The organism is Chromobacterium vaccinii (genome assembly GCF_001855275.1).
Taxonomy (GTDB): Bacteria; Pseudomonadota; Gammaproteobacteria; order Burkholderiales; family Chromobacteriaceae; genus Chromobacterium; species Chromobacterium vaccinii.
Window position 1 is genome coordinate 2,354,360 of the sequence record NZ_CP017707.1, and the last position, 21,852, is coordinate 2,376,211.

The following is a 21,852-nucleotide window of genomic DNA, read 5'->3' on the forward strand; positions in this document are numbered from 1 at the left end:
CTGGGTTGGCTCGGCCAGTCGCAGCGGCACCAGGCCAGGGGGACGTGATGACCCGTTTTTTCTGCCATGCACGAGGAAGTGATTGACAGACGCAGTCTAGGGAGAGCCAAACTATTCAGCAAATGAACAATACGAATACTTTCATAAATACGGTGAATGATGTGAAACTGCATCAACTGGATCTGAACCTGCTGCTGGCGCTGGATGCCCTGATCAGCTTGCGCAGTGTCACACGGGCGGCAGAGAAACTGTTTGTCAGCCAGCCGGCGATGAGCCACTCGCTCAATCGCTTGCGGACCTTCTTCGACGACCCGCTGCTGGTGCGCTCGCCGCATGGCATGCTGCCGACACAAAAAGCGCTCTATCTGCAACAGGGCGTCCATCAGGCGCTCAGCCTGCTGCAAAGCCATTTCAGCCAGCCGGAGGCCTTTGACCCAGCCACATCGGCGCGCCGCTTCACCCTGTGCACCACGGATTATGTAGAGTGCGTGCTGATTCCGCCACTGGTGAAAAAACTGGCGGAGGTAGCGCCTAACGTTCATATCGACATCACCATCCTGCGCGAAGACATTCCGGAACTGGCGCTTGCCGACGGTGAAATCGACTTCCTGCTGGGTTTTGACGAATACATGTCCATCCCCAGCTATCTGTGCCGGGAAACCTGGCTGAACGAGCCGCTGATCGGCATCTTGCGCCATGACCACCCTCTCCAGAACGACAGACTGACACTATCGGATCTGATTGCCTTGCCGCATGTCTTCCACGCGCCGCTGGGCAATCTGGGGTCGCCAATGGATGATTTTCTTGCCGAGCGCGGCTTGCAGCGCAAGATTTCGGTGCACAGCCAAAGCTATATGGCTGCAGCCGCCATCGTCAGCAACACCGATCATTTGTTTATCCTGCCCAAGAAAGTAGCGGCGATGATAGCGGGCTACTGGCCGTTGAAGATGGTGGCGTTGCCGGAAGAGTTGCCAGGCTACCACCTTAACTGCATCTGGCACCCAGTACAGGATAGCAATCCTGCGCTGCACTGGCTGCGCGATTTGATGCGCAGCCTCATCGAGTCCGATGATGCGGCCCCGGTATTCGCTGCATGAATGAGCGCATCAAAATGAATCATTTTCCCGCATGACGCTATCTCTTGTAGATTAGCCGCCATATTGCAGAACAGCCCATGCGCGCGCCGGCTACCGTGCGGCGCCTGAGAACCTGTTCAAAGTCTCGCGAGCAAGAGCGAGACAAGGCGAAAACGAGCGAAAAAGCGGAATGTACAAGTTGTACATGAGCATTTTTAGCTTGTTTTCAACGCCGTATCGCCGAAGCGCAGCAGACTTTGAACAGGTTCTGAGCACGCTGACCCGCCTGCGCCTGCAGGAAACGGTCACCGCGATGGGCGTGAAATCCGTCTTCTTAGTGGAGGTAGTAGCATGATCGAGGTTACCGAGCTATCCATTGCCGAGCTGCGCGCGGCGCTCGAATCCGGGCGTACGACAGCGGTTGAACTGGTCAAGGCCTATCTGGCCCGGATAGAGGCCTACGATGGCCCCGCGACGGAGACCAGGCTCAATGCGGTGGTGGTGCGCAATCCGGATGCGATCCAGGAAGCCGAGGCATCCGATGCCCGTCGCGCCCGCGGCGAAACGCTAAGCCCGCTGGACGGCATCCCCTATACCGCCAAGGACAGCTATCTGGTGAAGGGGCTGACCGCCGCTTCAGGCAGCCCGGCGTTCAAGGATCTGGTAGCCCAACACGATGCCTTCACCATCGCGCGCCTGCGCGCAGCCGGCGCCATCTGCCTGGGCAAGACCAATATGCCGCCCATGGCCAATGGCGGCATGCAGCGCGGCTGCTACGGTCGCGCCGAAAGCCCCTACAACGCCAACTACCTGACGGCGCCGTTCGCCTCCGGCTCTTCCAATGGCGCCGGCACCGCTACGGCCGCCAGCTTCGCCGCCTTCGGCATGGCTGAGGAGACCTGGTCGAGTGGCCGCGGCCCGGCCTCGAACAATGGCCTGTGCGCCTACACGCCGTCCCGCGGGGTCATCTCGGTACGCGGCAACTGGCCATTGACACCGACCATGGACGTTGTCGTGCCGTACGCCCGCACCATGGCGGACTTGCTCGAAGTGCTCGACGTCATCGTCGCGGACGACCCGATCAGCCGTGGCGACCTATGGCGCCTGCAGCCGTGGGTGAAGATTCCCAAAGCCTCCGAGGTCCGGCCAGATTCCTATCCCGGCCTGCTGGCTCAGCCCGACATGCTCAAAGGCAAGCGCTTTGGCATACCACGCATGTACATCAACAAGGACGAGCTGGCCGGCACCAGCGAGACGCCTGGCATCGGCGGCCCGACCGGACAGCGCATCCATACCCGCGCGTCGGTGATCGATCTCTGGGAAGCCGCGCGTCAGGCGCTGGAAGCCGCCGGAGCCGAAGTCATCGAAGTGGATTTTCCGCTGGTTTCCAACTGCGAAGGCGATCGTCCCGGCGCGCCCACCGTATTCAACCGCGGCATCGTCTCGCCTGAGTTCCTCAATGACGAGCTGTGGGAGCTGTCCGGCTGGGCTTTCGATGAGTTCCTGCGCGCCAACGGCGACCCCAAGCTCAGCAAACTGGCTGACGCGGATGGTCCGAAGATCTTCCCGCACGATCCGGGCACCTTGCCCAACCGCGAAGGCGATCTGGCCGCCGGCATGGACGAATACGTCAACATGGCCAAGCGGGGCCTCAAGCCCTATGACCGGATTGAAAGCGTGCCGGATGGTCTGCATGGTCTGGAAATGACCCGCAAGCTGGATCTGGAAGACTGGATGGATGCGCTGAAGCTGGACGCGGTGCTGTTCCCCACCGTGGCCGACGTCGGCCCGGCTGATGCGGACGTCAATCCGAGCTCCGCCGACATCGCCTGGAGCAACGGCATCTGGGTAGCCAATGGCAACCTCGCCATCCGCCATCTTGGCGTCCCGACGGTTACCGTACCGATGGGGGTGATGGCCGATATCGGCATGCCGGTGGGGCTGACTTTTGCCGGGCGCGCCTATGATGACAACGCGCTGCTGCGCTTCGCTGGCGCATTTGAAGCCACCGGCAACAAGCGCATTATCCCGCCGCGCACACCGCCGCTAGGTCAATGAGCAGTAGCTAGAAACGCGAAACATAAGCTGGCCGTTTCGGCCAACTTATGCTTCCCGTCGCATGAATTCTGGTGGACCGAAGGAGGATCGAACTCCCGACCTCTGCATTGCGAACGCAGCGCTCTCCCAACTGAGCTATCGGCCCATCGCAAAGCATCCTAGCACAACGGCATTTCGCTTGGCCAGCCCCTGCCTCACCCCTCTTCCGCGCCGGCCAGCGGCAGGCTGAACCAGAATACGCAGCCGCCTTCCCGACTGCTGACGGCGCCGAATTCGCCGCGGTGGAATTCCACGATGGAGCGGCAGATATTGAGGCCGATGCCCATCCCCTCCGGCTTGGTGGAGTAGAACGGCGTGAACAGGTTGTCCTGCATGCCGGCGGCCAGACCGGGACCGTTGTCCACCACCTCCACCCGCCATTTGCCGTTTTCCACGCAGGTGTGCAGCTCCACCCCCGGGCGCGGCGTGCCCGCCTCCACCAGCGCCTCGATCGCGTTCTTCATCAGATTGAGCAGCACCTGCTCGATCAGCACCGGGTCCATGTCCACCCGGCAGGGGCGGCGGTCGGCTGCCAGCTGCAGTCCTACGGCGTTCTTGGCGGCCAGCGGCTCGGCCAGGCCCAGCGCGCGCTGCACCACCCGCGCCGGGTCCACCCGCTCCAGTTGCGGCTCGTGCTTTTTGACGAAGGCGCGGATGCTGCTGACGATCTGCGCCGCGCGCCGGGATTGCTCGGCGATGGCGTGGATGGCGTCGCGCACGCCGGCCGGCAGCGCCAGCTCTTCCGGCAGGCGGCGGCTGACGCCGGCGGCGTAGGTGTGGATCGCGGTCAGCGGCTGGTTCAGCTCATGCGCCAGCGTGGACGCCATCTCACCCATCGCGATCAGCCTGGCGGTGTTCTGAAAGCGCTCCTGCTGCGCCTGCTCGCGCTCTTCGCGCCGGCGGTCGGCGGTGACGTCGCTGAGTATCGCCAGCCAGGCCGCCTCGCCGTTCACCCATTCGATGCGGCGGCGGCGGATCAGCAGGCAGCGTTCGCCGGTGACGATGAACTCCTGGCCGATATCCTCTCCCTCGCCGGCCTTCAAGCCCGGCAGCAACACGCAGCACGGCGCGTCGGCATCGCCCACTTGCCACAATTCGGCGAAGCCGGGATTGGCGTACAGCAGCTGGGCGCTGCCTTCATCCACCACGCACACCCCGGCGGCCAGACCATTCAGCACGGTGAGGAAGCGGCTGTGGGCGGCGTCCATTTCCTTGCGCTGGCGCTGGCGCTCGGTGATGTCGAACATAGAGGCGATCCAGCCGCGCTGGCCGCCGTCCTCCTCCACCAACGGCGTGGCGAACAGCCTTACCACCAAGGTGTCGCCGCGCTTGCGCATCAAGGTCAGCTCGAAGCCCTGCTCCGGCTGGCGGTTGTCGCGCACGGCGTCCATCGCGTCGGACAGCACGCCGTGCTGGTCGGCCGGCCAGAACGGATGCGGCGGGTGGCTGCCCACCAGCTCCTCCGGCGCGAAGCCCAGCATGTCGCAGAAGGCGCGGTTGACGCGGACGATCTCTCCCTCCAGGCCGATCGCCACCAGGCCGCTTTTCATCGAATCCTCTATCGCCTGCCTTAGCGACACCTCCTTGGCCAGCCGCTGTTCAGCCAGCAGGCGCTCGCGCATGTGGCGGCGGATGCGCCACACCGCGTACAGCAGGGTCAGCAGCAGCAGCGCGATCACCACCGTCAGCACCGGCAGCGTCAGGCCCAGGCCGCTGCGGTAACTGACCGCGCGCAGGTAGAGGCCGTAACCGGGCGGATCGAAGCTGGTCTGGTGCGAGATGTTGCCCGGCTGCTCGGCGGCGTCGAACTTCTGCGCCAGCGTCTTGCCGCCCAGATCGATGATGCTGATGTAGTTCTTGGAGGCGATCCACCACGGCACCTGGTGGTACAGCAGCGCGTCCAGCTGATAGGACAAGCGCAGCCCGCCCAACAGCCGGCCGTCATGGACGATGGGAATCGCCAGGTCGAAGCGGTACTTGCCGTCCTGCCCCTGGTAGGGCGCGCCGTAACTGTTGCGCAGCAGGCGTCCGGCGCGCCACATCGCGTCGTACTCCGGCAGCCCCAACTGCCGCTCGTCGCGACGCAGGCCGTGCGGGTCCCATTCCACCTGGCGGTCGATGCCGATTCTTTCCAGCGTCACCAGTTCCGGATTCTCGCGCAGGTAGAACGCCGCCAGCTGGGCGAAGCGCCGGCTGTCCACCTTGCCGGCGGCGATGTCCCGCGCCAGCGCGTCGCCCCATTCCTGATGCGCCTCCAAGTGCATGCGCAGCGACTGCTCCAGCCACAGCACTTCCTGAATCAGATTGTCCTGCTGCTCGTCCCGCCAGTCGCGGTACACCAGATAGCTGAGGCTGCACAAGGCCAGCAGCAGCGCCAGCAAGGCCAGGCTGGCGCCCAGCCACAGCTGATGGGGAATGCGGCGGATGCGGGAGTGGGATGGGGGCATGGCGGACAACCGGACAATGACACTCCGCCGATCATACCGCGCCCGCGCATCGGCGGGGGACATGCCCATGTTCTGGAATTCCCTAATGGCCAAACCACCCTAGAGCTTCTACTTTATCGACAACAACAACCGGCATAAGCCGGGTCTGACACTACAACGCTACAAATGGATGGAGATCCCTACATGAAACTGAAGCATGCAGCGCTGGCCGTCTGCGCCAGCCTCGCCCTCTCCGGATTCGCCCAGGCTGCCGGCGAGATCGTCATCAAATTCAGCCACGTGGTGTCGCCGGACACCCCCAAGGGCAAAGCCGCCGAATACTTCAAGAAGCTGGCCGAACAACGCACCCACGGCAAGGTGAAGGTCCAGGTTTACCCCAACAGCCAGTTGTACAAGGATAAGGAAGAGCTGGAGGCGCTGCAGCTGGGCGCGGTACAGATGCTGGCCCCCAGCCTGGCCAAGTTCGGCCCGCTGGGCGTGAAGGAGTTCGAAGTCTTCGACCTGCCCTATGTGTTCGACAACTACGACCAGGTCAACAAGGTGATGCACGGTCCGCTCGGCAAGCAATTGCTGGGCAAGCTGGAGGGCAAGGGCATCAAGGGCCTGGCCTACTGGGACAACGGCTTCAAGAATTTCTCGGCCAACAAGCCGATCAAGTCCCCGGCCGACATCAAGGGCATGAAGATCCGCATCCAGTCGTCCAAGGTGCTGGAGGAAGAAATGCGCACCCTGGGCGCGTTGCCCCAGGTGATGGCCTTCTCCGAGGTCTACCAGGCGCTGCAGACCGGCGTGGTGGACGGCACCGAGCTGGAAGCGTCCAACCTGTACACCAGCAAGGCCTACGAGGTGCAGAAGAACCTGACGCTGACCCAGCACGGCTTCCTCGGCTACGCGCTGATCGTCAACAAGAAGTTCTGGGACGGTTTGCCGGCCGACGTCCGCGCCCAGCTGGACAGCGCGGTGCAGGACGCCACCGTCTACGCCAACAAGATCGCCAAGGAAGAAAACGACAAGGCCGTGGCGGCGATCAAGGCGTCCGGCAAGACCAAGGTCTACGTCCCCACGCCGCAGGAGCGCGACGCGTTCAAGAAAGCGCTGCTGCCGGTGCACCAGAAAATGGCTTCCCGCATCGGTCCCGATCTGCTAAAGCAGATTTATAAAGAAACCGGTTTCAACCCCGGCAAGTAACATAGGCCGACGGCCGCGCATCGTCCGATGCGCGGCTGCGCTGCGCGCATAGGAAATCCCGCCATGCTGAAATTCCTCGACCGCCTCGAGGAGTGGATGATTGCCTGTCTGATGGGTGCCGCCACCCTGATCACTTTCGTAGCCGTGCTGCACCGCTACGGCTCTGGCATTCCCGCTCTTCAACCCTATCTCGCCCACATCAATCTGGCGTGGGCGCAAGAACTCACCGTCTACCTGTTCGTCTGGATGGCCAAGTTCGGCGCCGCCTACGGCGTGCGCACCGGCATCCACGTCGGCGTCGACGTGCTGATCAACCGGCTGCCCGACAAAACCCGCGGCCGCTTCATCGTATTCGGCCTCCTGGCCGGCGCGCTATTCACCGGCGCCGTCGCCGTGATGGGCGGCGATTTCGTCTGGAACATCGCCCACACCGACCAGACCTCGCCCGACCTGGAAGCGCCGATGTGGCTGGTCTATCTGGCCATCCCGGCCGGCTCCACGCTGATGTGCTTCCGCTTCCTGCAGGTGGCCTGGAACTTCGTCAAGACCGGCAATCTGCCCAAGCATGACCACGGCCACGTCGACGGCATCGAAGGCGACGACACGCTGGACAACCTTCACCCGCACGACATGCATCACGGAGGCCGTCCATGAGCGCCCTGATCATCTTCGGCCTGCTGCTGGCGCTGATGCTGACCGGCATGCCGATCTCCATCTCGCTGGGCCTGACCGTCCTCACCTTCCTGTTCACCATGACCGACGTGCCGATCACCTCCGTCGCGCTCAAGCTGTTCACCGGCATCGAGAAGTTCGAGATCATGGCGATCCCCTTCTTCATCCTGGCCGGCAACTTCCTGATGCACGGCGGCGTGGCGCGGCGGATGATACGCTTCGCCACCACCCTGGTCGGCCACTGGTACGGCGGCCTCGGCCTCGCCGGCGTGGTGTCCTGCGCCTTGTTCGCCGCCATCACCGGCTCCTCGGTCGCCACCGTCGTCGCCGTCGGCTCCATCATCCTGCCGGCGATGCTGAAACAGGGCTATCCGGCCCGCTTCGGCGCCGGCGTGATCACCACTTCCGGCGCGCTGGGCATCCTGTTTCCGCCGTCGATCAACCTGGTGATGTTCAGCATCGCCACCGCCGGCATGAGCGTCACCGGCCCGGATGGCAACGCGGTCTCCACCGCCTCGGTCGGCCAGTTGTTCATTGCCGGCGTGCTGCCCGGCCTGTGCCTGTCCTTTCTATTGGGCATGACCACCTGGTTCCGCGCCAAGAAGTTCGACTATCCGCGCCTGCCCAAGGCCAGCTGGGGCGAGCGCTGGAGCGCGTTCCGCGACTGCGTGTGGGGCCTGCTGCTGATCGTGCTGGTGATAGGCGGCATCTACAGCGGGGTATTCACCCCCACCGAGGCGGCGGCGATGGCCGCGGTGTACGCCTTCGTGATCGCGGTGTTCGTCTACAAGGACATGAAGCTGCCGGACGTGCCCAAGGTGCTGATCAACGCCGCGTCGATGAGCGCGATGCTGCTCTACATCATCACCAACGCGGTGCTGTTTTCCTTCCTGATGGCGTCCGAGCAGATTCCGCAGACCATGGCGGCCTGGATGGCCAGCCAGGGCTTCGGCATCGTCGCCTTCCTGCTGCTGACCAACATCCTGCTGCTGGCGGCCGGCAACTTCATGGACCCGTCGGCCATCGTGCTGATCATGGCGCCCATCCTGTATCCGGTGGCGGTGAAGCTGGGCGTCAACCCGGTGCACTTCGGCATACTGATCGCGGTCAACATGGAAGTAGGCATGTGCCATCCACCGGTGGGATTGAACCTTTACGTCGCGTCTGGGATCACCAAGATGGGGATCACCGAGCTGACGGTGGCGGTGTGGCCGTGGCTGCTGACCATGCTGGGCTTCCTGCTGGCCGTCACCTTCATCCCGGAAATCTCGCTGTGGCTGCCGCGGATGCTCGGCATGATGAATTGAGCTTCCCGCGTCAGACGACATGCCGCCGCGATGGGCTTTGCCCGTCGCGGCTTTTGTCCGACACGGCATAGCCCGGGCCTGGCATAAGTCTTATAATGCGAGGCTGATTCTCCCTTACCAACATAAAAGAACATCTCTCAATCAGGAGCCTGCGAATGGACGAGCAATTGCGCCAAAGCGCACTGGAGTTTCACCAGTTCCCGACACCGGGCAAGATTCAGGTTGCCCCGACCAAGCCGCTGACCACCCAGCGCGATCTGGCACTGGCCTACTCCCCCGGCGTGGCCGCCCCGTGCGACGCCATCGTCGAAGACCCGCTCAACGCCTACAAGTACACCGCGCGCGGCAACTTGGTGGCCGTGATCTCCAACGGCACCGCGGTGCTGGGCCTGGGCAACATCGGCGCGCTGGCCAGCAAGCCGGTGATGGAAGGCAAAGGCGTATTGTTCAAAAAATTCGCCGGCATCGACGTGTTCGACATCGAAGTCAACGAGCTGGATCCTGACAAGCTGGTGGACATCATCTGCTCGCTGGAGCCGACCTTCGGCGGCATCAACCTGGAAGACATCAAGGCGCCGGAGTGCTTCTACATCGAGAAGAAGTGCCGCGAGCGCATGGGCATCCCGGTGTTCCACGACGACCAGCACGGCACCGCCATCGTCGCCGCCGCCGCGGTGCTGAACGGCCTGCGCCTGGTGAAGAAGGAAATCGGCGAAGTGCGCGTGGTGGCCTCCGGCGCCGGCGCCGCCGCCATCGCCTGCCTGGACCTGCTGGTGGCGCTGGGCGTGAAGCGCGAAAACATCACCATCTGCGACTCCAAGGGCGTGGTCTTCATCGGCCGCGACGAGAAGCTGGACGAGTCCAAGCTGCGTTACGCCATCAAGGACAACGGCTGGCGCAAGCTGGCCGACGCGATGGCCGGCTCCGACATCTTCATGGGCCTGTCCGGCCCGCGCCTGGTGTCGCAAGACATGGTCAAGTCCATGGCCCGCGATCCGCTGATCCTGGCCATGGCCAACCCGGAACCGGAAATCCTGCCGCCGCTGGTCAAGGAAGTGCGCCCGGACGCCATCATCGGCACCGGCCGCTCGGACTTCCCGAACCAGGTCAACAACGTGCTGTGCTTCCCCTTCATCTTCCGCGGCGCGCTGGACGTGGGCGCCACCACCATCAATGAAGAGATGAAGCTGGCCACCGTGCGCGCGATCGCCGATCTGGCGATGGCCGAGCAAAACGACGTGGTGGCCACCGCCTACGGCGACCAGGAACTGTCCTTCGGCCCCGAATACGTGATTCCCAAGCCGTTCGATCCGCGCCTGATCGTCAAGATCGCCCCGGCCGTGGCCAAGGCCGCGATGGATTCCGGCGTCGCCACCCGTCCGATCGAAGATTTCGACGCCTACGCCGACCAACTGGCCCAGTTCGTGTACAAGACCAACTTGTTCATGAAGCCGGTGTTCGCCCAGGCCAAGAAGGACCCGAAGCGCGTGGTGCTGACCGAGGGCGAGGACGAGCGCGTGCTGCACGCCACCCAGGAAATCGTCACCCAGGGCCTGGCCAAGCCGATCCTGGTGGGCCGCCCCAGCGTGATCGAGAAGCGCATCGAGAAACTGGGCCTGAAACTGCGCCCGGGCGTCGACTTCGAACTGGTCAACAACGAGTCCGACCCGCGCTTCAACACCTACTGGCAGGACTACTACCAGCTGATGAAGCGCAAGGGCGTGTCGCAGGAACAGGCCCGCCGCCGCGTGATCGGCAACACCACGCTGATCGGCGCGATGATGGTGCGCCGCGGCGACGCCGACGCGCTGATCTGCGGCACCTACGGCCCGTACCGCCAGCACTTCGACATCCTGGAGAACGTGCTCGGCTACGCCAATGAAGACAAGGTGGCCAGCGCGATGAACGCGCTGATCCTGCCGACCGGCAATATCTTCATCACCGACACCTACGTCAACGCCGAGCCGAACGCCGAGCAGCTGTCGTCCATCACCAAGATGGCGTCCGAGTCCATCCAGCGCTTCGGCATCCAGCCGAAGGCCGCGCTGCTGTCCAACTCCAGCTTCGGCGCGCTGAACACCGCGTCGTCGCAGAAGATGCGCGCCGCCTTCGACCTGATCCGCGAGGCTCAGCCGGAGCTGGAAATCGACGGCGAAATGCAGGGCGACGCCGCGCTGGTGGAAAGCATCCGCCAACAGGCGATGCCGGATTCCACGCTGAAGGGCTCGGCCAACCTGTTGATCATGCCTAACGTGGAAGCCGCCAACATCAGCTACAACCTGCTGCGCGTGTCGGCGTCCGACGGCGTGACCATCGGCCCGATCCTGATGGGCATGGCCAAGCCGGCTCACATCCTGACCCCGATCTCGTCGGTGCGCCGCATCGTCAACATGGTGGCGCTGGCCTCGGTCGATGCCCAGGTTGCGGCACAACAGGGCTGATCCGGCGTCTCAGGCGTCTTATACTGAACGGGCAAGCATCGCTTGCCCGTTTTTCATTGCAGGAAAATGTCGATGAGCCAAGAAAACCACAACGACCCGTTCGCCCTGTTCCGCCAGTTCTGGCAACAAGCCACGCCGCCCGGCATGCAGGCCTTCCTGCCGCCGATGTCGGAAGAGGAGATCGACCGCAAGCTGGCCGAGCTGAAAGTGGTGGAAGGCTGGCTGACCATGAACATGGGCGTGCTGGCGATGCAGATCAAGACGCTGGAAATGCAGAAAGCCGCCTTGCACTCGATGCGGCCGAAAGACCCGCCCATTGGCTGAGCCCCCAGCCCCGCCACGCTGGACGCCGCTTTTGGCGCTGTGCCTGCTGTGGCTGCTGCCGGGCCTGGTCGGCCACGAACCCTGGAAGCCTGACGAAGCCTACACCTTCGGCTTGGTGCGCCATATCGCCGCCAGCGGCGACTGGGTGGTTCCCGAACTCGCCGGCGAACCCTTCATGGAAAAGCCGCCGTTGTTCTTCATCAGCGCCGCCTGGACCATGCGCCTGCTCGAAGGCTGGCTGGGCGCCCCCGACGCCGCCCGGCTGGCCACCGGCCTCTGGAACCTGATCGCCTGGCTGGGGCTGGCCACCGCCGCGCGCGGCCTGTTCGGCCCCGGGCATGGCCGCTGGGCGCTGGTGCTGCTGATCGGCACCGTGGGCCTGCCGCTGCGCGCCCATCAACTGATCACCGACACCGCGCTGCTGGCCGGCTTCTGCTGGGGATTGGCGGGATTGAGCCTGGCGTTGATCCGCCCGCTATCCGCCGGGCTGATGCTGGGCGCCGGCGCCGCCATCGCCTTCCTCAGCAAGGGCCTGCTAGGCCCGGGCTGTCTGGCAGCCGCCGCGCTGGCGCTGCTCGCGCATCGCGACTACCGCCGGCCCGCCTACCTGAAAACCCTCGCCATCGCGCTGGCCGCCGCGCTGCCGCTGCCGCTGTGGTGGATGGCCAGCCTGTACCAGCGCAGCCCCGAGCTGTTTCATCTCTGGCTGGACGCCAATAATTTCGGCCGCTTCCGCGGCACCGTCCACCTGGGGCCGCGCGCCGCGCGCGGCTTCTACGGACTGACCCTGCCCTGGTACGCGCTGCCGACCTGGCCTTTGGCGCTGTTCGCGCTATGGCGCGCCGCGCGCGCGCGGCAGGACTGGCCCGCCATCCTGCCGCCGCTGGCGGTGGCCGGCTGCACGCTGGCGGTGCTGGCCTCGGCGGCCGACGCCCGCGAACTGTACGCGCTGCCGCTGCTGCCGCCGCTGGCGCTGCTGGCCATGGCCGGGCTGCGCGGCTTCGGCCGCCCCCCGCGCTGGCTCAACATCGCGCTGGCGCTGCTGCTGTGCGCGCTGACCGCCTATATGCTGCTCTGCGCCGCCGCGCTGAGCTTCCCCCTGGACATCCATCCCGCGCGGGAATGGCTGGGCAGACGCTTCCATGGCTGGACGCCCCAGTTTCAGCCTGGGCGCTGGCTGCTGTTCGCCGCCGCCTCGGCGCTGCTCGCCTGGTGCTGGCGGCAACCGCTGGTCGACGGTTATCGCCTGATCTGGCGCTGGAGCGTGGGCCTGACCCTGCTCTGGTGCGGCATGGCCATGCTATGGCTGCCGGCGCTGGACCATGGCATGCGCTACCGCGAAGCCTTCGCCGCGCTGAAACCCGGACCGGCTGCCCTGATCCGGCCCGGAGACTGCGTCGCCAGCCTGGGCCTGGGCGAGCCCCAGCGCGCCTTGCTGGAATACTATGCGGGCCTGCGCACGCAACGCCTGGAAGCCGGAGGCGGCGCCGGCCGCTGCCGCTGGCTGCTGCTGCAAACCCTGCACGACCAGATGCCGCCGCCCTACGACAAATTGTATCCCGTCTACGTTTTCCAGCGGCCGGGCGACCACAAGGAACGCTTCCGCTTGTATAGCCTGAGATGAATTGGCATTTTTCATCATGACAGCGCTATCCTGCGTCACATTCCGTCACACTGTCCCACATAACTATTAACAAATTCTTGTGCAAATTTATCTTATCCTGACATTCCCAAGGATGAGGTATTGCATGACTGTCACAAACTCCGTGGATTTGTTCTGGTCGCTGGCGACGGGTGAGTTCTCCCGGCGCGACGGTTTCGATCAAGGCAAGAACCGCTTCAAATTCGTCTTCCGCGGCATGCTGACTCTGCCGTGGACCTTGCGCTGGCTGGATACCTTCCGCCAGTCGCAGACGCTATTGACCTATCTGCGCCGCAATCCACGGCTGGCCAGCAAGCTCCACCGCCCCTACCTGTACCGCTCGCTGGGATGCCGCGGCAAGCTGGAGGCGCTATGCGCGCACTACCAGCTGCTGGAGCAGCGCTTCTCCGCCGACATCCGCGCCCAGTTGCTGTCCAGCGCGCCGCTGCGCCTGGCCGATATCGCCGGCAAGAACGACTGCCGCCTGCTGCTGCTGCTCACGCATCAGCACAACTTCGACAAGGAAGGGGAAATGTCGCTGCAGGTTTGCGACGCGGAACAAGTGCCGCTGGCCACGCTGACCTTCACGCTGACCCGCCGCGGCGACAAGATGGCGATAGTGATCGGCGGCCTGCAAGGCCCGCGCAAACCCTACGGCGCGGAGCAGGTGCAGCTGGCGACCAAGGCCGCCCACGGCCTGTTCCCGAAACGGCTGGCGATGGAAGCGCTGACCGCGCTGGCGCGCAAGATCGGCGCGGACGAGATTCTGGCAGTCGGCAACAGGGAGCACATCTACAGCTCCTGGCGCTATCGCCGGCATTTCTTCGCCGACTACGACAGCTTCTGGCAAACCATGGAAGCCGAGGCCGCGGACGACAAACTGCGCTTCTACCGCATCCCGCTGACGCTGCCGCGCAAGGCGATGACCGACATCGCCAGCAAGAAGCGTTCGGAATACCAGCGCCGCTACAACCTGCTGGACGATCTCACCGCCCAGGCTCTGGCCGCCGTTTGAAATCCGCTCAGGCCGGACGCTCCAGCGTGAACGCCTCCTCGGCCAGGCTGTAGCGGTTGCCGCCCAGCTTGCCCACCGCCTGCAAGGCCTGCTCGTCTATCGCGCCGTCGCGCCACAGACCGTCGGCGACATGGATGTATTTCACCTCGGCCAGCACCAGGTTGCCGGCGCCGCTGCCGTGGCCGAAGGTCAGGCACTGGTGCAGCGCGCACTCCAGCCGCACCGGCGCCTCGGCCACGCCCGGCGGCTTCACCGTCACGCTGCCCATCTTGGCCACGCCGGCCAGCTCGAACTCGTCGATGTCGGCCGGATAGCCGCCGCAGCTGGCGTTCATCGCCGCCGCCAGCGGCTGGCTGACGATATTGACCACCAGTTCGCCGGTCAGGCGGATATTGGCCAGCGTGTCCTTGTCCCGCTCCGGCGCCTGCTTCAGGATGCTGATGCCCAAAAGCGGCGGATTGACGCTCATCACGTTGAAAAAGGAAAACGGCGCCAGATTGCACACGCCTTTCAAATCCTGAGTGCTGACCCAGGCGATGGGACGCGGCAATACGCACCCCACCAGCAGCTGATACAGATTCGTCCGTTCCAATTGCTGCACATTGAACTCCATCTCGTTCTTTCACCTGCGTCAGACTTCGGATGCCAACATTCTAATGTGCATGCCCGCCGCCGCACCAGCCGCTTTTTGTCGGCGATTCAACTGGTTTGCCACAGCGCCAGCCGTTAAAATGGCCGGATGAACGCACCCCGCTTTGTCCATCTTCGCCTCCACTCGGAGTTCTCCATCACCGACGGCATCGTCCGCCTCGACGACGCGGTCAAGCGCGCCGTCAAGGATCAGATGCCCGCGCTCGGCGCGTCCGACCTGATGAATCTGTTCGGCATGGTCAAGTTCTACAAGAGCTGCCGCAACAAGGGCATCAAGCCCATCGTGTCGGCCGACATCTGGCTGGAGAACGAGGAAGACCGGGACAAGCCTTACCGTTTGCTGCTGACGGCGAAGAACCGCGAGGGCTACCGCCGCCTGTGCGAACTGCTGACCGAGGCGTTCAGCCACAACCAGTACCGCGGCCGCGCCGAGATCAAGCGCGAATGGCTGGAATCCGGCGACAACAGCAACCTGCTGTGCTTGTCCGGCGCCCACCTGGGCGACGTCGGCATCGCCTTGTCCATGGGCCAGCGCGACGAAGCCCGGCGCCGCGCGGAATACTGGGAAAAGCTGTTCCCGGGCGCGTTCTATCTGGAAGTCCAGCGCGTGGACAGCGCCCAGGTGGAAAACGTGGTGCAGGCCACGCTGTGGCTGGCCGGCGAGCTGGAGCTGCCGGTGGTCGCCACCCATCCGATCCAGTTCATGGAAAAGGAAGACTTCAAGGCGCACGAGGCGCGGGTGTGCATCGCCGAAGGCTACACCCTGGGCGACAAACGCCGGCCGCGCAGCTTCAACGAATGCCAGTACTTCCTCAGCGCCGCAGAAATGGAAGCCCGCTTCGCCGACATCCCGGAGGCGCTGGCCAACACGGTCGAAATCGCCAAGCGCTGCAATATCTCGGTGGTGCTGGGCAAGAACTACCTGCCGCTGTTCCCGACGCCGGACGGCATGTCGCTGGACGACTTCCTGGTCCACGAAGCCCAGCGCGGCCTGGAAGACCGGCTGAAGCAGCTGTATCCGGACGAGGCTGAACGCCTGGAGAAACGCCCGGAGTACGACGCGCGGCTGAAGTTCGAGTGCGACACCATCATCCAGATGGGCTTCCCCGGCTACTTCCTGATCGTGGCGGACTTCATCCAGTGGGGCAAGGCAAACGGCTGCCCGGTGGGCCCGGGCCGGGGTTCCGGCGCCGGCTCGCTGGTGGCCTACAGCCTGTCCATCACCGATCTGGACCCGCTGAAGTACGCGCTGCTGTTCGAGCGCTTCCTGAACCCCGAGCGGGTGTCCATGCCCGACTTCGACGTCGACTTCTGCCAGGAAAACCGCTGGCGGGTGATCGAGTACACACGCCGCAAATACGGCGAGGAGGCGGTGAGCCAGATCGCCACCTTCGGCACCATGTCGTCCAAGTCGGTGATCCGCGACGTCGGCCGGGTGCTGGACCTGCCCTTCGGCCTGTGCGACCGCCTGTCCAAGCTGATTCCGCTCGAGGCCAACAAGCCCCTCAGCCTGACCAAGGCGATGGAAGTGGAGCCGCAGATCGGCGAGATCATCGAGAGCGAGGGCGCGGGCGAGCTGATCGAGCTGGCGATGACGCTGGAAGACCTGACCCGCGGCATCGGCATGCACGCCGGCGGCGTCTTGATCGCGCCGGGCAAGCTGACCGACTTCTGCCCGCTGTACATCGCCAGCGGCGACGGCGCCTCCCCCGTCTCGCAGTTCGACAAGGACGACGTCGAGCAGATCGGCCTGGTGAAGTTCGACTTCCTGGGCCTGCGCAACCTGACCATCATCGAACTGGCGCAGAAGTACATCAAGGACACCACCGGCGAGGACGTGGACGTCGCCCACCTGCCGCTGGACGACAAGCCGGCGTACAAGGTGTTCGCTACCGCCAACACCACCGCCGTGTTCCAGTTCGAGTCCACCGGCATGAAAAAGATGCTGGTGGAGGCCAAGCCCAGCAAGTTCGAGGAAATTATCGCCTTCGTGGCCTTGTACCGCCCGGGCCCGATGGACCTGATCCCGGACTTCATCCAGCGGATGCACGGCGCCAAGTTCGAATACCTTCACCCGCTCTTGGAGCCGGTGCTGGCGCCGACCTACGGCATCATGGTGTACCAGGAGCAGGTGATGCAGTCGGCCCAGGTGATCGGCGGCTACAGCCTGGGCGGCGCCGACTTGCTGCGCCGCGCGATGGGCAAGAAGAAGGTCGAGGAAATGGTGGCGCAGCGCGCCATGTTCGTGGAGGGCGCGGCCAAGCAGGCCATTCCCGAAGCCAAGGCCAACGAAATCTTCGACTACATGGAGAAGTTCGCCGGCTACGGCTTCAACAAGTCGCACGCCGCCGCCTACGCGCTGGTGGCCTACCACACCGCCTGGCTGAAGGCCCACCACTGCGCGGCCTACATGGCGGCGACGATGTCCACCGAATTGGACAACACCGACCAGCTGAAGGTGTTCTACGACGACTGCCAGGACAGCAAGAACGGCATCGATTTCCTGCCGCCCGACGTCAACCATGGCTTCTACCGCTTCGTGCCGGTCAACCGCAAGCAAATCCGCTACGCGCTGGGCGCGATCAAGGGCACCGGCGAATCGGCGGTCAACCATATCGTCGAGGCGCGCGAAGCCGGCGGACCGTTCACCGACCTGTTCGATTTCTGCAAGCGAACCGACAAGAAGCTGGTCAACAAACGGGTGATCGAGGCGCTGATCCGCGCCGGCGCCTTCGACGCCATCGAACCCAACCGCGCGCTATTGTTCGCCAACGTCGGCCTGGCGATGGAAGCCGCCGAGCAGGAACACGCCAACGCCAACCAGGGCGGCTTGTTCGACATGTTCGGCGACGACGTCGCGCCGGCGGTGGAGATGGTGGCCACCCGGCCGTGGAGCGACGCGGTCAAGCTGGCCGAGGAAAAGCTGGCGATCGGCTTCTACCTGTCCGACCACCCGTTCTCCTCTTATGAGAAAGAGGTGCGCGGCTTCATCAAGACCACGCTGTCGCGCCTCAGCCCGCGCAAGGAGCCGCAGCTGTTGGCCGGCTTCGTCACCGGCATCCGGGTCAAGGTGGGCAACCGCGGCAAGATGGCCTTCGTGCAGCTGGACGACGGCACCGCCAAGCTGGAAGTCAGCCTGTTCGCCGAGAGCTTCGAGCTGAACCGAGACAAGCTGAAGGAGGACGTGGTGCTGGTGGTGGAAGGCAAGGTCAGCGAGGACAGCTTCTCCGGCGGCCTGCGCATCGTCGTCGACAAGCTGCACAGCCTGGGCGAGGCGCGCAGCCGCTACGCCCGCGGCCTGGCGCTGCAGTTGCCGGCCAAGCCCGACATCGCCCGCCTGAAGGCGGAACTGCATCCGTTCAAGAGCCAGGACGCCGGCAGCCTGGTGCGGCTGGCCTACAACAACGGCAAGGCCAAGGGCGAACTGATGCTGCCGCAGGAATGGGGCGTGCGCCTGGACGACGGCCTGCTGCTGGCGCTGACCGAGTGGCTGGGAGAAGGCAAGGTCAGAGTGCTGTGGTAAGGCCCCGGCGCCAAGCCGCCTCTTCCGGCGCCGCCGTTCGCTCGAACGGCGGCGTTTTTCATTCCGGCGCGCCGCCTTGCCAGCGGCCGCTCCCTGTCCCTATCATGCCGATGAGCGCCTGAAACGCGGGCGGCGCTCCTGGCCGGCGTCAGCTGGAAACCCAAGCCTGGCGGGCATTGGCGCGCCGCTGTCGTCTGTCTGTCGCCCCGCTGTCGTTGTCTCTTGCCCTAAGCGCCCCCACACTGCGTCCAGTGATCGAACGGAGGTTTTATGCTGATACAGAAACTGAGGCTGCAACGCGGCTGGTCGCAACAACAACTGGCTGATCTGAGCGGTCTGAGCGTGCGCACCGTCCAGCGCATCGAGCGCGGCCAGGGCGCCAGCGTCGAGTCGCTGAAGTCGCTGGCCTCCGTGTTCGAGATCGATTTCTCGGAACTGAACCAGGAGCCCGCCATGACCGACTTGACCGCCCCCGATACCGCCTCCGCGCCCGTCGCCTCCCGCGAACTGGAAGAAATGCTGGCGCTGCAACACGTGAACCGCCTCAAGCGCTTTTACCGCCACCTGGCGCAATACGCGCTGGTGATGGCGCTGCTGGCCGCCGTCAATCTGCTGACTTCTCCGCACCGGCTATGGGTGGTCTGGCCGGCGCTGGGCTGGGGCATAGGCCTGCTGCTGCAGGCGGTAAACACTTTCGAGTTGCTGCCCATCCTGGGCCCGGACTGGGAGAGGCGGCAGGTGGAGAAGCGGCTGGGCCGCAAGCTGTCGTCCTGAGGGGCGAAACCCAGCGGCCGCCCCCCAGAACGAGAGCGGGGTGCCGCTCAGCCGGTGACGCTGGCCGCGCCGGTTTCCACGTGGCCGACCAGGCGGCGCAGGAAATTGGCGTCGTTGGTGCAGCTGACGGTGAAGTCGTACCAGCCGTAAACGCCGGACAGATTCCAGCTCAGTATCTGACTGCCGCCGTTCGCCACGCTGACCTGCTGCGGCGACGAGCCGCCGTAGCCGTTGCCGCTGATCTGGAAGGTCACCGGCGACTTGCCGCCGTTGCTCAGCTGCAGCGTCAATTGCGGCACGCCCGCCACCGCCGATGCCGTGCCCACCGCCTCCAGCACGCCGGCCGCGCTGCGGAGATTGCCGACGAAGCGGCGCAGGAAGCCGTTGGGGCCATACATCGTCAGGTCGTAAAACCCGCCGCCGTAAGTCTGGGCGTGGAAATAGTCCTTGATCTCGCCGCCGGCCGGCACGTCGTACTGCCACGGGCCGTCGCTGCGGTACTGGTTGGCGTAGATCGAATAATGGACGGCCTGGCTGCCGCCATTCTGCATGTGCGTCCAGAAGATGCCGCCGGCGACGTCGGTGCTGCCGTAGCCGTTGCACTGGTAAGGCAGCGCCCGCGCCGGGCGGCGGCCGCCCTCCGCCAGCGGCATCTGGCCCGGCACCGGCGCGGTCGGCGCCGGCCAGCCCTTGCTCTGCTGCGCCTGGGTCAGCAGCGCGGCGGTGTCCGGGAAGGCGGGCACGCTGGAATTGCGGCTGGAGAAGTCCAGCGCGCTGGAGAGATCGCCGCAGATCTGCCGGCGCCAGGCCGAGATATTCGGCTCCTGCACGCCGGTCCAGGTTTCCAGGAAGCGGATCACCGAGGTGTGGTCGAACACCTGCGAGCAGACATGGCCGCCGCGGCTCCACGGCGACAGCACCAGCATCGGCACCCGCGGCCCCAGGCCGATGGGCTTGCCGCCGATGAACTCGGCGGCGGTGCCGGCCGGCGGCACCGGCGGCGGCATGTGGTCGAACAGTCCATCGTTCTCGTCGTAGTTGAGCAGCAGCACGGTGGACGCCCACACATCCGGATTGGCGGTCAGCGCCTGCAGCACGCGGTCCAGCAGATAAGCGCCGGCGGCCGGCGGCGCGCTCGGATGTTCGGAATACGCCTCCGGCGCGACGATCCACGACACCTGCGGCAGCGTGCCGTTGATCGCGTCGTTGCGGATGGCGGCCACCAGGTCCTGCACCGAGTTGCCGCTGACCTTGGGCACCGAGCTCATGCCGCGGTCGCACAACGGATTGCCGGGCTTGGCGCTGCGGTACTGGTTGAACCAGGCCAGCGCGTTGTCGTCGTAGTTGTCGCCCAGCACCTGGTACACCTTCCAGCTGACGCCGGCCGCCTGCAGCCGCTCCGGATAGGTGGTCCAGCTGTAGCCCTTTTCGCTGTTGTCCGTCACCGGCCCGCCGTTCTTGCCGGCCGGGTCCACCATGCCGCTCCATAGATAGAGGCGGTTGGGGTTGGTCGGGCCCTGCACCGAACAGAAATAGTGGTCGCACAGTGTGAAGGCGTCGGCCAGCGCGTAGTGGTAGGGAATGTCGGCGCGGGTGAAGTAGCCCATGGTCAGGCTGCTCTTGGCCGCGATCCAGCCATCGTACTTGCCCTGGTTCCAGGCGGCGTGGGTGCCGGTCCAGGAGTGGTCCAGATCGGTCAGGTACTGGGCGTTGGTGCGGCTGGTGTCCAGACGGAACGGGTACTCGCCGTTGGACAGATTGGGTTGGCGGAACACGCTGCCGCCGTTGCGCAGCTGCAGCGCGCTGCGGTCGCCGAAGCCGCGCGCGCCGCCCAGCGCGCCGAAATAATGGTCGAAGGACCGGTTTTCCTGCATGAACACCACCACATGCTTGACCGCCGACAGGCTGCGCCCAGCGGGACGTATCGCCATCGCGGCGGCCAGCCCCGGCGGCAGCGCGCCGGCGGCCATGCCGGCGGCCGACAACTTGAGAAACTCACGACGTGACATCTCGCTCATGACAACGCTCCGTAAATTTTCAGGATTCATGACCCTGGCAAGCCAGGCCAAGCGCGCAGTGTGCTCATGCAATGTGATGGCTTGATTAAAGAACAGGCGGCGGCGATCGGCGAGGCGCCGCTAGCAGACGGGACAGCGGGAGGCCCCGCCCTCTCCGCGCCCCTTTCCCATCGGACGCGCATCGATTAACCTTGCCCGCTCGCCACACCCAAGCAGGATGCCCGCCCATGCAGCTACGCCAGGCCCGACTGTCCGACCTTCCCGCCGTGTTCGCCATCGAGCAGGCTGTGTTCGGCAGCCACGTCTATCCCGACTTCTTTTTCCGCCAGGCGCTGGACCTGTGGCCGGACTGGTTCTGGCTGGCCGAGGACGAAGCCGGCGCGCCGGCAGGCTACGCGCTGGGCGCGCCGTCCCAGCGGCCGGACGAGCTGTGGCTGCTGTCGCTGGCGCTGCTGCCGTCCAGCCGCGGCCGCGGCGCCGGCAAGGCGCTGATGCAGGCGGCGCTGCAGGCGATGAAGCCGCGCGCGCGCAGCATCCGCCTGACCGTGGACCCGGCCAATCCGGCGGCGGCGCTGTACCGCAAGCTGGGCTTCGCCGAGATCGGCGCCGAGGCCGACTACTTCGGCCCCGACGAAGCCCGCTTGCTGCTGGAGTGGCAACCCGGCTGACATGCGCTA

The 21,852-nt window shown here is 65.0% G+C and carries 16 protein-coding genes and 1 tRNA gene; 13 read left to right on the top strand and 4 right to left on the bottom strand.

Annotated elements, in window-relative coordinates; all coding sequences use genetic code 11:
* Positions 1–122 precede the first annotated feature (122 nt).
* From BKX93_RS10950 to BKX93_RS10955, 3 genes are all read left to right on the top strand, one after another.
* Entirely contained in the window at positions 123–1,097 is a 975-nt protein-coding gene (locus BKX93_RS10950; protein ID WP_222103304.1) for a LysR family transcriptional regulator, read from the top strand.
* Between the two features lie 169 nt (positions 1,098–1,266).
* The gene (locus BKX93_RS25120) at positions 1,267–1,431 is read left to right on the top strand and encodes a hypothetical protein (protein ID WP_186009521.1); all 165 of its coding nucleotides are present in this window, start codon (positions 1,267–1,269) and stop codon (positions 1,429–1,431) included.
* The gene (locus tag BKX93_RS10955; protein ID WP_070979796.1) at positions 1,428–3,134 is read left to right on the top strand and encodes an amidase; all 1,707 of its coding nucleotides are present in this window, start codon (positions 1,428–1,430) and stop codon (positions 3,132–3,134) included. The genes BKX93_RS25120 and BKX93_RS10955 overlap by 4 nt, the downstream gene beginning before the upstream one ends.
* Positions 3,135–3,203: 69 nt before the next feature.
* Here BKX93_RS10955 and BKX93_RS10960 read toward each other — a convergent pair.
* Together BKX93_RS10960 and BKX93_RS10965 are read right to left on the bottom strand one after the other, a co-directional pair.
* Positions 3,204–3,279: transfer RNA gene (locus BKX93_RS10960), tRNA-Ala, on the bottom strand.
* Positions 3,280–3,328: 49 nt separating this feature from the next.
* Positions 3,329–5,620: a PAS domain-containing sensor histidine kinase gene (locus tag BKX93_RS10965; protein WP_070979798.1), complete on the bottom strand. Its 2,292-nt coding sequence runs from the start codon at positions 5,618–5,620 to the stop codon at positions 3,329–3,331.
* A gap of 183 nt (positions 5,621–5,803) precedes the next feature.
* Here BKX93_RS10965 and BKX93_RS10970 point away from each other — a divergent pair, with 183 nt between their 5' ends.
* The 7 genes from BKX93_RS10970 to BKX93_RS11000 all read left to right on the top strand — a co-directional run bounded on the left by BKX93_RS10970 (position 5,804) and on the right by BKX93_RS11000 (position 14,209).
* Positions 5,804–6,808, top strand: coding sequence for a TRAP transporter substrate-binding protein (locus BKX93_RS10970; RefSeq protein WP_046168186.1), 1,005 nt, complete (start codon positions 5,804–5,806; stop codon positions 6,806–6,808).
* A 63-nt stretch (positions 6,809–6,871) separates the two neighbouring features.
* A complete protein-coding gene (locus BKX93_RS10975) occupies positions 6,872–7,462 on the top strand; it encodes a TRAP transporter small permease (RefSeq protein ID WP_046158628.1) in 591 nt (196 codons plus the stop codon).
* Positions 7,459–8,787 (top strand): TRAP transporter large permease, encoded by a 1,329-nt coding sequence (locus BKX93_RS10980; protein ID WP_046158629.1) that lies wholly within the window; start codon positions 7,459–7,461, stop codon positions 8,785–8,787. Before BKX93_RS10975 ends, BKX93_RS10980 begins: the two co-directional genes overlap by 4 nt.
* A 155-nt stretch (positions 8,788–8,942) precedes the next feature.
* Complete coding sequence (locus BKX93_RS10985; protein ID WP_046168187.1) at positions 8,943–11,228, top strand: NADP-dependent malic enzyme; 2,286 nt, start codon at positions 8,943–8,945, stop codon at positions 11,226–11,228.
* Positions 11,229–11,300: 72 nt separating this feature from the next.
* Positions 11,301–11,552, top strand: coding sequence for a PhaM family polyhydroxyalkanoate granule multifunctional regulatory protein (locus BKX93_RS10990; protein WP_021475037.1), 252 nt, complete (start codon positions 11,301–11,303; stop codon positions 11,550–11,552).
* A 31-nt stretch (positions 11,553–11,583) separates the two neighbouring features.
* Positions 11,584–13,176 (top strand): ArnT family glycosyltransferase, encoded by a 1,593-nt coding sequence (locus tag BKX93_RS10995; protein WP_083340510.1) that lies wholly within the window; start codon positions 11,584–11,586, stop codon positions 13,174–13,176.
* Between the two features lie 124 nt (positions 13,177–13,300).
* A complete protein-coding gene (locus BKX93_RS11000) occupies positions 13,301–14,209 on the top strand; it encodes a VirK/YbjX family protein (protein WP_021477980.1) in 909 nt (302 codons plus the stop codon).
* Positions 14,210–14,216: 7 nt separating this feature from the next.
* On the opposite strand, the gene BKX93_RS11005 is transcribed toward BKX93_RS11000, so the two are convergent.
* Complete coding sequence (locus tag BKX93_RS11005; RefSeq protein ID WP_222103305.1) at positions 14,217–14,810, bottom strand: flavin reductase family protein; 594 nt, start codon at positions 14,808–14,810, stop codon at positions 14,217–14,219.
* A gap of 138 nt (positions 14,811–14,948) precedes the next feature.
* Between BKX93_RS11005 and dnaE the strand changes: the two genes are divergently transcribed.
* Both dnaE and BKX93_RS11015 read left to right on the top strand, forming a co-directional pair.
* Complete coding sequence (dnaE, locus tag BKX93_RS11010) at positions 14,949–18,383, top strand: DNA polymerase III subunit alpha (RefSeq protein WP_046158771.1); 3,435 nt, start codon at positions 14,949–14,951, stop codon at positions 18,381–18,383.
* 270 nt (positions 18,384–18,653) lie between these two features.
* Positions 18,654–19,157, top strand: a complete 504-nt coding sequence (locus BKX93_RS11015) for a 2TM domain-containing protein (protein WP_046158770.1) — start codon at positions 18,654–18,656, stop codon at positions 19,155–19,157.
* A gap of 47 nt (positions 19,158–19,204) precedes the next feature.
* Here the strand turns inward: BKX93_RS11015 and BKX93_RS11020 are convergent, their stop codons facing one another.
* Positions 19,205–21,175 carry a phosphocholine-specific phospholipase C gene (locus tag BKX93_RS11020; protein WP_046158769.1) on the bottom strand — a complete coding sequence of 657 codons (1,971 nt, stop codon included), beginning with the start codon at positions 21,173–21,175 and terminating at the stop codon, positions 19,205–19,207.
* A 227-nt stretch (positions 21,176–21,402) separates the two neighbouring features.
* Between BKX93_RS11020 and BKX93_RS11025 the strand changes: the two genes are divergently transcribed.
* Positions 21,403–21,843, top strand: coding sequence for a GNAT family N-acetyltransferase (locus BKX93_RS11025; RefSeq protein WP_070979804.1), 441 nt, complete (start codon positions 21,403–21,405; stop codon positions 21,841–21,843).
* Positions 21,844–21,852: the final 9 nt, after the last annotated feature.